This is a genomic window from Nocardia carnea (assembly GCF_029869215.1).
Classification (GTDB): Bacteria; Actinomycetota; Actinomycetes; order Mycobacteriales; family Mycobacteriaceae; genus Nocardia; species Nocardia carnea_B.
The window spans coordinates 1-13,697 of the sequence record NZ_JARWPM010000429.1; the positions used below are offsets into that span (position 1 = coordinate 1).

The window sequence follows — 13,697 nt, forward strand, 5'->3', positions numbered from 1 at the left end:
GCGCTGGGCTACCGCACCCCGGCCGAGTACGCTGCGGCCTGCACCCACACCCACCACCCCGTGGGCTGCGACATCAACTGAACACCGACCGAACGACACCGACTCTGAAACCGGGTGGTCGCGTTATCGGGGACTGGCCAACCTCATAGCTGACTGCGCGTGTATACCAGGTCTTCAGAGACATCGCCCTGCGTATCGCCTTTACTGCCGCCGATCGTAGACGGCAGCGGGCTTCAGGCTGCTGGGGTTCGTTCGCTTCGACGCTAGTGCTCGGCCAAGTACCGGTACACGGTCGCTCGGGAGCAACCGAGCATTCGAGCGATATCCGACGCAGCGATACCCTTGGCCTTCATATCTTTGGCCTTGGCAGCACTGGCGTCATTCACTTTACGTGGTCGCCCCCCTTTTCGGCCGTTAGCAGCAGCGGCGACGAGACCGGCACGGGTGCGCTCGATCATTGTGTCCCGTTCTAGTTGAGCAAAGGCGGCCATGATCGTGACCATCGCCTTGCCCATCGGCCCATCCGTATGAAGCCCTTCGGTGACACTCCGGAAGCCGATGCCGCGCTCGGTCAGTTCTTCGATGAGCTGGAGCACATGAACCGTATTTCGGCCCAGCCGGTCGAGCTTCCACACGACCAGCACGTCACCATCGCGGAGGTGATCCAGGCACCGGCCCAACTCGGACCGTTCGGTCTTCGCTCCCGATACGCCGTGATCGGTGAAGATGCGCCCGCACCCCGCTGCGTTGAGCGCATCCAACTGAAGTTGGGGGTCCTGGTCGGTGGTGCTGACTCGTGCGTATCCGATGAAGGCCACTGATTCGGTCCTGTCTCATAATCCCGTAGATCTACACGGTTTTGAGACTAATGGTTATGAGACGGGTTTTCAAGACACTCTTGGCACCGGTTTACCGAGGATGGTGAGAAACCGCCAGGAGTTCGGTCTCAGTCGCAACAAGGGATCGTTTTTGATACAAGCGACCGACCTCGAGTCAGAGTGCAGGCCACCTGTGAGATGTCGTCTCGAAGCGACAAGAGCTCTCGCCCTTGTTCCTGCGTGATGAACTCCCGCTGGGTTGCGACCTCGATAACCGCGAGAAGGACATCCTCGGCGTAGTCCTGCTTACCCTGCTCGATCGCTGCGGAGTACTCCCGGTTTGTCTCGGCTATCTGGTCTGCTAGATGCACGTGCCCGTTATGTCCATACGTGAGGCTGGAGCCCTTCACGGGGACGGTCGTGCCGATCAGTTCCCGCCAGTCGCTGTCCTCGATACGAACTTGTACATTCACCGACCCGAAGCTTGCAACGGTGCCGTGGGAGCGGCGACCGTATCCTCGCCCCCCTTTGACGACCTCGTCCCACACTGTGACTGGATCTCCGACCTTCAGATCCCGCCCCTGGCTATCGCGCCCGACTGTCACTTGCGTTCTCCTTCGTATGCAGGCTTCGCCGCTTGCATGACAGTACTCGAGCACGCCGACGTGCTACTGGGGAGAATTCGCCATCACCAGGCCGACGATGTAGCGGCGGCATCGGCTTCCGCAGAGGGACAGGTCAAGTCACACACGTGTCCAGGGGGCGTGCCCCCGCCCCGGGCTTAAGACCGGTGGTCAATGCGGCTGCCTGGTCTTGTACGGGTTTTCAATCCGTTTGACTCGGATTTTGTACCAGGATGGATAGTGAGTGATGCAATCAGCTATTCCGCTGCCCGGCAGCGGGTTCGATGCCAGCGCGGGCCAGCGCACGATTACCCGTGCGACGACTGCGGAGGAGAAGCCGACTGGTGGACCTACACCGGCGGCTGCCCGGAGGAGCAAGAAGGCTGGGTAGGCGATAGGCCAGTTACGTACTCTCCGAACCCGGCTCGATACGTTCCGATGTGCCGGACATGCCGTGAGTACCGCTAGGGCAGCGCCAACGAACAACGCGCCAACTTGCAATCATGTTATCATTTTTCATATGTACATTTGGTACGGTTCGCGCTCGCGTACTTACCGAAGTGCAGCACAAGCCATGCGGCTGGCAGTAGTGCACCAGCCGCATGACCTGCAGGTTTTACCGCTATCCCTCGCCGCGGTCGCCAAACTTAGCGAGAAGGATCAGCGTTAGGCCCGCGCTCTTGAGCGCAACCCAGGGCCATAGTGGGTCGAGTCCAAGTACGTCAGCGGACGTGCTGAGGACTTTGCCGGACATCGCCGCCCAGATCCTTAGTTGGCGGCGGTGTTCTGGCTCTTGGTTATCAGACGACTCGGTGTCGCCTGAATCGTTGGGCGGCGTGCCGCCCGGTTCCTCCGAGGGCGAGTGCCCTTCTTGCGGGGTGGACATGATGTCCTTCCTCAACAGCCCCGGCCCTGGAGGGTCCGCGCTAGGGCTGAAGCTCTAACTCCTTTCCCTGCCGCCTACGCCCTGGAGCTTCATCGTCCGGGGGCGGCAACGTTCGTGTGTTCCAACAGATTAGCTTGCCGTGTTTCCGAAAATTCGTCTCGCACAGGCTTTTGAGTCGCGTGAGCGCAACTTGAACCCCCAGTCAAAACTAGGACGATGACGCTTAGCGATCAGCCCGACCTCACCGGTTACCAGATTGGCTACAGTCAACTACGCTGCGGTCACAAACATTCAATGTGACTAGAGTCACATTTGATGCCGACCTGATTGAACGGTAGCGCGTGGAGCCGGGTTCATGCTCCAGGCGTATCGGTTGCGCCACTGAGCAAGCGCTCGTTCCAGCCCTTCGGGGGCGGCCAGGGAACACCCCAACTCAGCTAGTTGCTCCTTCGTCCAAACGCCGGCCGAAGTCCGGGCCGCTTCTATCTCCTCGGCGGCGGGGGTCGGTGCACCTTTCCGATGACACAGAGCCGTATGCAAAGGCAGCCCCGGAGTGCCACGGCGTGGTTGCTGGGTGGATCGTTGGAGGGCAACCGGGCTCCCCAGCCCTGTCTCCGTGGCCGGGCTCTATGCAGTCCCAGTCCCTGTGGGCCGAGTAATTCCCGTGCCCGCGTGCATCACCGAAGCGACCGACCGGCGTACCGGGGGCATCCGTACTTTGCGGTACCGGGGTGCCCCTTCGCTCCCTCCGCTTCACTCTCTCCCAGCGTGGTCGGAACCAGCGCCCGTTGATTGGCGTCCAATCGGTATGACTGAGCTGAGCCCGATACCCCAGTACGAACCGCCACTCGACACCAACAAGGTCCCTGACGAACGCTCTGCTAGGACGTGGCGCGACTGGTTGAGCGACCACCCCAAGGAACGTCAATCCGAAGTTGAGTCGCATCCGTCCGGCTAGGCATTGTGTGAATTAAGCATCCAGATGCGCCCGAATGGACGGTTGTAGGCTAAGCTAAGAATCTGACCGTGCCCCGCCCGGCGTTGGCGCGCCGGACGGGAAACAGCAGGTCAGCTCAGCTTTTGCGCTTGTACAGCCAGGAGCCGAGTAATACCAGACCACTTCCCAAGGTTCCGAAGATCGGGGAGAGTGGCAAAGGAGCACCGTCAAACACGGCAAGTGCTGGTGCTACCGTTTGAATAGCCCGACCGGTGCGGGCCATGTACTTACCGAGTGTCGCGAGCCGATACGAAGCTCGTGGCTCGCCCGGTCCCGGGTCCTCCGACGCTGCCGGAGCCTGATGCGCATTTTCCATTGCACCGCGTGCTTTCTCTGATCGCCCCTGCTGGCGCCGGGGCTCTTGGTTGAACTGTCATCGCAGGCCCTTTCTTTTGCGGTCACATCGCGTGGCCAGGTCACGTCGCGTGACCTACTCAGATACTAGTTCTTGTGGCCGACTGAAAGAAACAACACGAGATGTTGCGAGTCACAACCATGTGATTTCACTGCTGTAAGCCGCAGGACAGCACTTCGACACGCCGTGTTGGCGGTGGTGCAGATCACAATTTGTGATGTGGTATCGAGTCACAGCAAACACTGACATATACAGGCGTCCCAGCAGTACTGCTAAGTCCCGCCTGTCACTCCGGCAACCTGCGACCGTCACCTTCGCTGCCCCTCGGCGAGTCAGACCGGCGATGCAGATGCGAAAGAGCGCGAATGATCGCGGGTCGGGTTTCGGGGGGAGCGCCTCGTAGCGCGTAGATGTTCACGGCTGACCTGCCGAGCGGGATGAGTGCACCGCTGCCGAAGGTCGTTGCGAGCGCGATAGCAGTACCGGCGTCCATCTAAGTCCTTTGCCTCACTCGGGTCGAGCAAGGGGCGGGCGGCCTCGGCTCGACCAGTACGTGTCTGGTGGAACCAAGGTCCGGCCTCCGGCAAGCAGGATCTTGATGTATTCAGGTAGCGAGCGAAGTACAGACCATCGGAACCGTTGACATCTGCCGGTGAGTTGCCAACCCGCGATCACGCGGAAAGTTCCAGTGCTTGCTCCCAATGGAACGGGAGCAAGGCCAGCTCATCAGGAAGAGTACAGGCGCTGGGCAGTTCAATGCAATTGGCGCAATCCCTAACGGCCGGCTACAGACTCGGCCTCCTCTGCCGGTTGCCGCCCAAAGAATTTGCAGGTAGACCACCGAACGAATGCTCTACCTGTCCGGTCAGCTTGCCGGTGAGTCAGCTACCTCCTCCGCCAGCTGAACATCTTGTTCAACTCCGCGAGGATGTCCTTACGCTTCGCAGCCTCTACGCCGTCTTCCCGTAAGGCCAGCCAAGCGATGGTGATCTTGGTGATGGCGGCGAGTACCGCAGCAATGATCAAGCCGAGGGCGGTCGGCTGCATGTAGTCGATGAAGGTCGACACTCGGAAGATTCCTCTCTGACTTGGGTCGAGAGAGGATGTGCGTAACCTCAGCTCGACCAGTATCACTGGTGAACCAAGGTCCCGCTCTCCGGCAGACAGGAACTTGACTTACTCGGCCAAAGCCGAAACCCGTTCATGCTCCCTGCATCGAAGAGATCGCTACGCAGGGCCGGAGGGGGCCGGGGCACCATCCGCCTGTCCTGCTTCGTGCAGGACGCGTATGTCGATTGCCAGAAACGCTACATCGCACGAACCAGCGCGGCCAGTTGATGTAGTGCTCGACAACTGAGTACGCGATCGGGACCATAGCCGCGGCGGCCTTCGGCGCCGTCCTGTACACCGTGGTCACCGGGGAGAGCATCCCCGACGCCTTGACCGGGATCATCGAAAAGGCCCTGAACACAAGCGTTTAGGAACGCCGGTGTCCAGCGATGAGAGCGGTACGTGCGCGCGTCGCCGACCGCCCGGCGCGACAACAGAGCGGGCCGAGCAGTCGGCGGTGCTGCGCGGTGACAGGGGGTCGGTAACCGTCGAGGCGGCGATCGCGCTCGGTGCGCTCGCTGCCGCGGTAGCGCTGTGTGTGGGCGCGGTTTTCGCGGCGGTTGCCCAGGTGCGTTGTGTCGACGCCGCCCGCGAAGCGGCGCGGCTCGCGGCCAGGGGAGACCGGGCGGCCGCGGTACCCACCGCCCGCCGGGTGGCTCCGGATGGAGCGGATATCTCGTTGCGTGACGAGGGAAACCGCGTAGTCGCGGTGGTCACCGCAGACGCCCCGCTGCTGCCCGCGCTGCAACTGCGAGCCGAGGCGGTCGCGGTCCGTGAACCGGGCGAGGGCCCGTGAACCGGGGATGCCCCGTCCGCTCGGGCGACGGACTCTCGGCTGAGCCCAAGGCCGTCCGCCGGGGTTACCCGGGGCCGGTAGCGGCGGACGGCTCGAGCCCGGTACGTCTGTCCAGCGGTAACCGGGCCGGCCTACGCCCGAGGAATGGCTGTCGGTTCGGCCGGATGCGCGGTGACCGGGGGTCGGCCACGGTAACGGCATGCTTCGCCGTGGCCGCCCTGATCGCGCTGACCGTACTGGTGACCCACATCGGTGGGGTCGTCGTAGCGCGGCACCGCGCGCAGGCGGCCGCGGACCTGTCGGCGCTGGCTGCCGCCGCCGGACTACGCGACGGCGCCGAGGTGGGATGCGCCGCCGCCGAATCCCTCGGCCGGCGGATGCGGGCCGCGATAACCCGATGCCAAGTCGCGGGCTGGGATGTCCTGATCGAAGTGGAGGAAAAGGTACCGGTAGGTCCGTTCGGGGCGCGGCGTATACGTGCGATTGCGCGGGCCGGCCCGGTCGAAGAAGGGCGCTGAGGGACTTCGCGGATATTGGTCGACAACGAATTGGTCGTTCACTTAGCGGTGGCAATTAACTGCTCGTTACCGGAAATAGGAGTTCGTTATTGAAATGATCCGAATACATTGCCGCCGGCTACCGGCCGGTTAAGTGGCAACAATTCAGTTAACATGAGCGGCTTCCTTTTAATTCGGCGACGCGGCGGTCCGCGTGGTAGGTCGTGTGCCCACCAGTGAGCCGATGACCTGCGTGGTTCCGTTACGCGGTGGGTGCTGCGCGATCGGGCCCGCCCGGCTCGGCCAGAATCGCCGTCAACAACCGGACCGCTCCCGCTTTGTCCAGCGGGTCATTGCCGTTGCCGCACTTGGGTGATTGCACACACGACGGGCATCCGGAGCGGCAGGAACACGACTCCACGGCGGCGAGTGTGGCACCCAGCCAGCGCCGGAACAGGGCGTAGCCGCGCTCGGCGAAACCGGCCCCGCCGGCCTGTCCGTCGTAGACGAACACGGTGGGCAGGCCGGTATCGGGATGCCGGGCGGTGGAAACGCCCCCGATATCCCATCGGTCGCACGTCGCGACCAGCGGCAACAGCCCGATGGCCGCATGTTCGGCGGCGTGCAGCGATCCCGGCACGTCGGCCGGCGCGATACCGGCCCGGTCCAGCAGCTCCGGGGTGACGGTGTAGAGCACGGCCGCGGTGGACAGGCGCTGTGGCGGCAGATCGAGCTCGACCAGGTCGAGCACCTCGCCGGTGAGCGCGGTGCGAAGGTAACCGACGACCTGGCTGTGCACGGTGACCTCGGCCAATGCCGCCGTGACCTGCCCGAAGGCGCGGGTCTCCCGGACCGAATCGATCGTGATGGAGGTGATCTGCCGGGCACTGGTGGACCAGCCGGGGCTCTCCTCGTGGACGAAGGCCACCCCCGCTTCGAGATCCAGTTCGTCGACCACATAGGTCTCGCCCTGGTGCAGATGTACCGCGCCCTGATGGAGGGTCGCCGGGGCCCGGCCCGGGTCTGCCGTCCCGAGGAACCGCCCGGTCTCGCCGACCACGATCGCGACCTGTGTACCGATACCGCCGCGGACGTCGACCGAATCGTGTGGTGGCTCGGGTCCGGTATAGAACCAGTGCTGGCCGCCGTTGGACTTCCGGCGGCGAAGTAGGCCCTGACCTGCCAATTCCGCCAGGATCCGGTGGTTGCCGAACTGCTGTGCCTCGGCATCACCGAGCGGCAGTTCCATGGCCGCGCACAACAACTGCGGGCCCAGGACATAGGGGTTGGCCGGGTCGATGATCGTGGCTTCCACCGGCCGGTCCAGGAGCGCTCCGGGGTGGTGGACGAGGTAGGTGTCGAGCGGATCGTCACGTGCCACCAGCACGGCGAGTGCCCCCTGGGTGCGCCGTCCGGCCCGGCCGATCTGCTGGCGGAACGAGGCGACTGTGCCCGGGAATCCCGCGAGCACCACAGCGTCCAGCCCCGCGATATCCACGCCGAGTTCCAGGGCGTTCGTGGTCGCCGCGGCCACCAGTGATCCGTCGGTGAGGCCCGCTTCGAGGGCGCGGCGGTCTTCGGGCAGGTAGCCGCCGCGGTAGGCGGCGACCCGTTCTGCCAGGCCGGGGTCGATTTCCGCGAGCCGCTGCCGGGTGTGCAGGGCGATGAGTTCGGCGGCGCGGCGTGATCGGGCGAAGGTCAGCGTGCGGGCACCCTCCAGCACCAGATCGGCGGTGATTCGGGCGGCTTCGGTGGTCGCGCCGAGGCGTACGGGCGCCCCGTTCTCGCCGTGTACCGAGGTCAGCAGCGGTGGCTCCCAGAAGGCCACGGTGCGCGGGCCACGTGGGGAGCCGTCCTCGGTGACTGCCACGCAGTCCGCGCCGGTCAGCCGCGCCGCGGCCGCGGCCGGGTCCGCGGCGGTCGCCGAGCACAGCACGAATACCGGGTCGGCACCGTAATAGGCGGCCAGCCGGCGGAGCCGCCGCAGCACCAGCGCCACATGGGAGCCGAAGACTCCGCGGTAGGCGTGGCATTCGTCGACCACCACGTAGCGCAACCGGCGAAACAGCCGTGACCAGCGGCGATGCGATCGCAAGATGCCGAGGTGCAGCATGTCGGGGTTGGTGAACACCCAGCGTGCCTCCGCGCGCACCCACTGCCGGATCTCGGTGGGCGTATCGCCGTCATAGGCGGCGATCGCGATATCGCGCAGCGGACGGTGCCGGACGAGTTCGCCGGCCGTTCGCAGCTGGTCGGCCCCGAGTGCTTTGGTCGGCGCGATATACAGGGCGGTCGCCCGCGGATCGTCGTGTAATGCCGTGAGAACGGGCAGCTGGTAGCCCAGTGATTTGCCCGACGCGGTCCCGGTCGACACCACCACATTGCGCCCGTTGTGGGCATGTTCCGCGGTTTCGGCCTGATGGCTCCAGGGAGCTTCGATACCCTCCGCGCGCAGCGCTTCGACCACCGCCGTCGCCGCCCACAGCGGCCATTCGGTGGTTCGCGCGGCACGCCCGGGTACCTCCGCGATATGCGTCAGTCGCTCATCGGTATCCCCGGCGCCGCCGAGGACACGATTCAGCAACGATCGACCGTAGCTGGTCTCGGATCGGACCTCGCGCGTCATTCCGCCATGCCTTCTGTGCCGCCGGAAGGTGTGAAACACCGTCTTCCGCCGCTCGCTGCCTGCGGATTCGATACCCAATAGCGATCTGGGTCACAGGTGGGTACACGGTCCGTCGGCTGGTTATCGGTAAGCAAACATACCGGAGGTACAGATTCCGGCCGGCTATCCCTTACCCCTGCATTCGCGAGATCATTTTTTTTGCAAATTGTCGGTAACTCCGCTGTTGAATTTCCCGAAGACATGGTTCACTGGGTCTCGGTCGCAAGCTTCTGTGTTCGAGGGAATGGATGCAAAGTCCAAACCTTGGCAGGATCGATGTTGCGAACCGCTTACGAAGGCCCCCATGGGAGTCCAGAGTACAGGGGTTCGGAACAGGCCCGGTGGACGAAACTCAGTTGTCCGCCGTTCCGAGTAAGAAAAGAGAAGGAACAGAATGGCACAGGGAACTGTGAAGTGGTTCAACGCGGAGAAGGGCTTCGGCTTCATCGCGCCCGAAGACGGCTCCGCGGATGTCTTCGTCCACTACTCCGAAATCCAGGGTTCGGGGTTCCGTACCCTCGAAGAAAATCAGAAGGTCGAGTTCGAGGTTGGTCAGGGCACCAAGGGCCCGCAGGCCACCGGAGTTCGCGCGCTCAGCTGAGCGAGTACACCTCCCAGTTCGTCCCTCGATCCCGTAACGGGAGCGAGGGACGAACTATATGTGCAGTATGCGTACTTCCGCGCTCATCGCTCGTCCTCTGCGTACTCCCGAGTTCGTTACGGCCGCGCGTTCCTCGCGAGCTTCGGCATCGGCCGCATGTACCCCGGGAGCCGTACGAGCGATGGCGTCGTTGCGCCACTCCGCGGCTGCTCCGGCCGAACGCATCGCACCCGGCCGATCGCTGCCCGGCCGGATACCGGCCCGGTTCATACCGTCACCGAACCGTTCGGCCGCGGCACCGCGCGCTCACTCACCGCGAACCCACGCCCCAGGTCGGGCCGTATTCCGCGCGACGCCGATCCCGCCGGACTCCGGCCGGTCCCGCCGGCGTCGCGCCACGCGCGGGCCGGCGCCGGATGACCGTGCGCCCACCCCGCTCACATCGACAAGGCACGTCCTCGTGACCTACCGTGCGTGCTGTAGCGGCCTCGCGCCCTGCATACTGAACGGCATCGACGCGCCATCGCCCGATGGTCGCAACCGCTCGGCCACGCGCAGCGTCAAGGTATAAACGTGTCTGGTGGTGATGTTCGACTTCACCATCTGTTCATCCAGCCGCGTCCTGCGCCCCCAGCAGCGCTTCGCGGGTCGAGAAGGAAAGGGATTCGCCGGTGGCAACACGAGACCGTAGCGCAGCCGAGGCGGGTCGTCCCGTGCGTCGTCTCGTGATCGTCGAGTCTCCGACCAAGGCCCGGAAAATCGCGCCCTACCTGGGGCGGGACTATACGGTCGAGGCGTCCGTCGGCCATATCCGCGATCTGCCGCGGGGTGCTGCCGATGTGCCCGCCAAGTACAAGGGGCAGGACTGGGCCCGACTCGGAGTGGACGTCAACAACGACTTCGAACCCATCTACGTGGTGAGCCCGGAAAAGAAGGGCAAGGTCACCGAACTCAAGGGTCTGCTGGCCGACGCCGATGAGCTGTATCTCGCCACCGACCCCGACCGCGAGGGCGAGGCGATCGCCTGGCATCTGCTGGAGACGCTGAAACCGAAGGTGCCGGTGCGGCGGATGGTGTTCCACGAGATCACCGAACCCGCGATCCGCGCCGCGGCCGCCGATACCCGTGACCTGGACAACGACCTGGTCGACGCCCAGGAAACCCGCCGCATCCTGGACCGGCTGTACGGCTACGAGGTCAGCCCGGTGCTGTGGAAGAAGGTTATGCCGCGGTTGTCGGCGGGCCGGGTGCAATCCGTGGCCACGCGGGTGATCGTGCAGCGCGAACGCGAGCGGATGGCGTTCCGGTCGGCCGAGTACTGGGATATCGCGGCGAAGCTGGATGCCGGCGGCGACGCCGATTCCGCCAACCCGCGGGTCTTCTCCGCGAGGCTGGTCGACGTGGACGGTGCGCGGGTCGCCACCGGCCGTGATTTCGGTTCCGACGGACAGCTCAAGGCCGATTCCCGGGCCCTGGTGCTCGACGAGGCCCGCGCCCGGCGGCTGGCCGAGGCACTGCACGGCGCCGACCTGGTGGTCACCTCGGCCGAATCCAAGCCGTACACGCGCAAACCGTATGCCCCGTTCATGACCTCCACGCTGCAGCAGGAGGCCGGCCGGAAACTGCGGTTCACCTCCGAGCGCACCATGCGCACCGCGCAGCGGCTGTACGAGAACGGCTACATCACCTATATGCGTACCGACTCGACGACCCTGTCGGAGTCGGCGATCAATGCTGCCCGCACCCAGGCGACCCAGCTCTACGGCGCCGAATACGTACATTCGACTCCGCGGCAGTACACCCGCAAGGTCAAGAACGCGCAGGAAGCACACGAGGCGATCCGCCCCTCCGGTGATACGTTCGCCACACCCGGCCAGTTGCATTCCCGGCTGGACAACGACGAGTTCCGGCTCTACGAGCTGATCTGGCAGCGGACCGTCGCTTCGCAGATGGCCGATGCCCGCGGCACCACCCTCACCCTGCGGATCTCCGGTACCGCGGGAACCGGCGAACAATGCGTGTTCTCCGCCTCCGGCCGCACCATCACCTTCCCGGGCTTCCTGAAGGCCTATGTCGAGAGCGTCGACGAGGAGGCCGGGGGCCAATCCGACGACGCGGAGATGCGGTTGCCGCAGCTCGCCGAGGGTGAGGGTGTGACAGCGGTCGAATTGAATCCCGACGGGCACAGCACCAACCCGCCCGCGCGATACACCGAAGCGTCGCTGATCAAAACCCTCGAGGAACTGGGTATCGGCCGCCCGTCCACCTACTCCTCGATCATCAAAACCATTCTCGACCGTGGCTATATCTACAAGCGCGGTAGCGCGCTGGTGCCGTCTTGGGTGGCGTTCTCGGTGACCGGCCTGCTGGAATCGCATTTCGGCCGCCTGGTCGATTTCGACTTCACCGCCGCCATGGAAGACGACCTGGACGCGATCGCCACCGGCCGCGCTCGGCGTGGGCATTGGCTGTCCAGCTTCTACTTCGGCGGGGATGACGGCGCCGAGGGCTCGGTCGCGCGGTCCGGCGGGTTGAAGAAGATGGTCGGGGAGCGGCTCGACGATATCGATGCGCGCGAGATCAATTCGATCAAGCTGTTCACCGACGACGAGGGTCGCGACGTGGTCGTGCGGGTCGGCCGGTACGGGCCGTACCTGGAGCGTATGGTCACCGATCCCGACAATCCCGACGCGGAACCCACCTCGCAGCGCGCGAACCTGCCCGACGATCTGCCGCCCGACGAGCTGACCCCGGATGTCGCGGAGAAGCTGTTCGCGACGCCGCAGGAGGGTCGCGCACTCGGTGTCGATCCGGCGACCGGGCACGAAATCGTGGTCAAGGAAGGGCGTTTCGGGCCCTACGTCACCGAGATCCTGCCGGAACCGCCGGAGGAAGAGGCGGCGAAGAAGACCGCGAAGAAGAGCACCGGCCCGAAGCCACGCACGGGCTCGCTGTTGAAGTCGATGGATCCGGCGACGGTGACGCTCGACGATGCGCTGAAACTGCTTTCGCTGCCTCGCGTGGTCGGCACGGACCCGGCATCCGGCGAGGAGATCACCGCGCAGAACGGCCGTTACGGGCCCTATCTCAAGAAGGGCACCGATTCCCGGTCGCTGGCCACCGAGGACCAGATCTTCACGGTGACCCTGGACGAGGCGCTCAAGTTATACGCCGAACCCAAACGCCGGGGTAGACAGGCCGCGGCCGCTGCGCCGCTGCGGGAACTCGGCAACGATTCGGCCACCGGGAAACCGATGGTGATCAAGGACGGCCGGTTCGGGCCCTATGTCACCGACGGGGAAACCAACGCCAGCCTGCGCAAGGGCGACGAGGTGGAGTCGATCACCGACGAACGTGCCTCGGAACTGCTGGCCGATCGGCGCGCGCGAGGTCCGGTGAAGAAGGCGGCCAAGAAGACCGCCGCGAAGAAGGCACCCGCCAAGAAGGCCGCGGCGAAGAAGACCACCACCGCGGCGAAGAAGACGACCGCGAAGAAGACCACGGCGAAGAAGACGACCGCCAAAAAGGCCACCGCGAAGAAGGCACCGGCGAAGGCCGCGAGCCGCACGGCCACCGAGGACAACGAATAGCCCCGGGTTGTCGGACCCACCCCGTAGCCTCCCCCGCGACACCGATGCGAAGGAGTGCCGATGGCCGGCCGCCAGGAAAGTGACGACCTCGTCCAACTGCTCGACGAACAGCGCGAGATGTTCCGGATCACCCTGCGGGGGATCAGCGACGAACAGGCCAGACAGCGCACCACCGCCAGTGAACTCACGCTGGGCGGGCTTCTGCATCACCTGGTCAGTTGTGAACGCCTGTGGACAAAAGTCCTCGTGGAACGCGACGAAACCGCGGAACAGAAACTCGAAGACTTCGAGGGCCAGTACACCCTGGGCGAGGACGAAACCGTCGCCGGTCTCCTCGCGGAATGGGAACTCGTCGCCGCGAACACCGCGGAACTGCTTCGCACAGTGGACGATCTGGACGCCTCCATCCCGACTCCCACCAACCCGTGGGTACCCGGCCGGGTGTGGTGGTCGGCGCGTTTCCTGGTCTTGCACATCCTGCGTGAAATCGCCCACCACAGCGGTCACGCCGACATCATCCGCGAACAACTGGACGGTGCGAACACCACCGCTCAGCGTGCCGGGTAGGTGTGGGTTTCCGGCAGTAAGCGGCTGGGTGCGGGTACCCCATAGGCATGGGTTGCTGCGTGTATCACGCAGTGTCCACGCCGTGACCGAGCGAACGGATGCCGGTCGTGCCGGTGCTTGCGCGTACCGAACTCGGCCTCGATTCGGCCGGGTTCGCTATCGCGGCAGCCCTTCGTGTGCCCGACTCCAGCG

Annotated in this window: 9 protein-coding genes and 1 pseudogene; 6 read left to right on the forward strand and 4 right to left on the reverse strand. The window is 64.8% G+C overall.

Annotated features, from left to right (window positions below):
• Positions 1 to 263: 263 nt before the first annotated feature.
• The 3 genes from QH276_RS31920 to QH276_RS31930 form a co-directional block, all read right to left on the reverse strand.
• Entirely contained in the window at positions 264 to 818 is a 555-nt protein-coding gene (locus tag QH276_RS31920) for a recombinase family protein (protein WP_280397459.1), read from the reverse strand.
• A 128-nt stretch (positions 819 to 946) separates the two neighbouring features.
• Positions 947 to 1,423, reverse strand: a complete 477-nt coding sequence (locus QH276_RS31925; protein ID WP_280397460.1) for a hypothetical protein — start codon at positions 1,421 to 1,423, stop codon at positions 947 to 949.
• Positions 1,424 to 4,564: 3,141 nt separating this feature from the next.
• Positions 4,565 to 4,747 carry a hypothetical protein gene (locus QH276_RS31930; RefSeq protein ID WP_280397461.1) on the reverse strand — a complete coding sequence of 61 codons (183 nt, stop codon included), beginning with the start codon at positions 4,745 to 4,747 and terminating at the stop codon, positions 4,565 to 4,567.
• Between the two features lie 278 nt (positions 4,748 to 5,025).
• Between QH276_RS31930 and QH276_RS31935 the strand changes: the two are divergent.
• From QH276_RS31935 to QH276_RS31945, 3 genes and pseudogenes are all read left to right on the forward strand, one after another.
• Positions 5,026 to 5,160: pseudogene (locus QH276_RS31935) on the forward strand (DUF4244 domain-containing protein); the annotation flags it as partial.
• 86 nt (positions 5,161 to 5,246) lie between these two features.
• Entirely contained in the window at positions 5,247 to 5,585 is a 339-nt protein-coding gene (locus tag QH276_RS31940; protein WP_280397467.1) for a TadE family type IV pilus minor pilin, read from the forward strand.
• 164 nt (positions 5,586 to 5,749) lie between these two features.
• Positions 5,750 to 6,103: an Rv3654c family TadE-like protein gene (locus QH276_RS31945; RefSeq protein WP_280397451.1), complete on the forward strand. Its 354-nt coding sequence runs from the start codon at positions 5,750 to 5,752 to the stop codon at positions 6,101 to 6,103.
• Positions 6,104 to 6,344: 241 nt separating this feature from the next.
• Here QH276_RS31945 and QH276_RS31950 read toward each other — a convergent pair whose 3' ends face one another.
• The gene (locus QH276_RS31950) at positions 6,345 to 8,708 is read right to left on the reverse strand and encodes a DEAD/DEAH box helicase (RefSeq protein ID WP_280397450.1); all 2,364 of its coding nucleotides are present in this window, start codon (positions 8,706 to 8,708) and stop codon (positions 6,345 to 6,347) included.
• Between the two features lie 433 nt (positions 8,709 to 9,141).
• Here QH276_RS31950 and QH276_RS31955 point away from each other — a divergent pair, with 433 nt between their 5' ends.
• The 3 genes from QH276_RS31955 (at position 9,142) to QH276_RS31965 (ending at position 13,505) form a co-directional block, all read left to right on the forward strand.
• Positions 9,142 to 9,348 carry a cold-shock protein gene (locus tag QH276_RS31955; protein WP_011206895.1) on the forward strand — a complete coding sequence of 69 codons (207 nt, stop codon included), beginning with the start codon at positions 9,142 to 9,144 and terminating at the stop codon, positions 9,346 to 9,348.
• A gap of 671 nt (positions 9,349 to 10,019) precedes the next feature.
• Positions 10,020 to 12,938 carry a type I DNA topoisomerase gene (topA, locus tag QH276_RS31960; RefSeq protein ID WP_280397570.1) on the forward strand — a complete coding sequence of 973 codons (2,919 nt, stop codon included), beginning with the start codon at positions 10,020 to 10,022 and terminating at the stop codon, positions 12,936 to 12,938.
• Positions 12,939 to 12,998: 60 nt separating this feature from the next.
• Complete coding sequence (locus tag QH276_RS31965; RefSeq protein ID WP_280397571.1) at positions 12,999 to 13,505, forward strand: DinB family protein; 507 nt, start codon at positions 12,999 to 13,001, stop codon at positions 13,503 to 13,505.
• Positions 13,506 to 13,697 lie beyond the last annotated feature (192 nt).

Coding starts and splice junctions, on each gene's coding strand:
- QH276_RS31965 (WP_280397571.1), top strand. CDS start 12,999: ATGGCCGGCCGCCAGGAAAGTGACGACCTCGTCCAACTGCTCGACGAA.
- QH276_RS31945 (WP_280397451.1), top strand. CDS start 5,750: ATGCGCGGTGACCGGGGGTCGGCCACGGTAACGGCATGCTTCGCCGTG.
- QH276_RS31950 (WP_280397450.1), bottom strand. CDS start 8,708: ATGACGCGCGAGGTCCGATCCGAGACCAGCTACGGTCGATCGTTGCTG.
- QH276_RS31955 (WP_011206895.1), top strand. CDS start 9,142: ATGGCACAGGGAACTGTGAAGTGGTTCAACGCGGAGAAGGGCTTCGGC.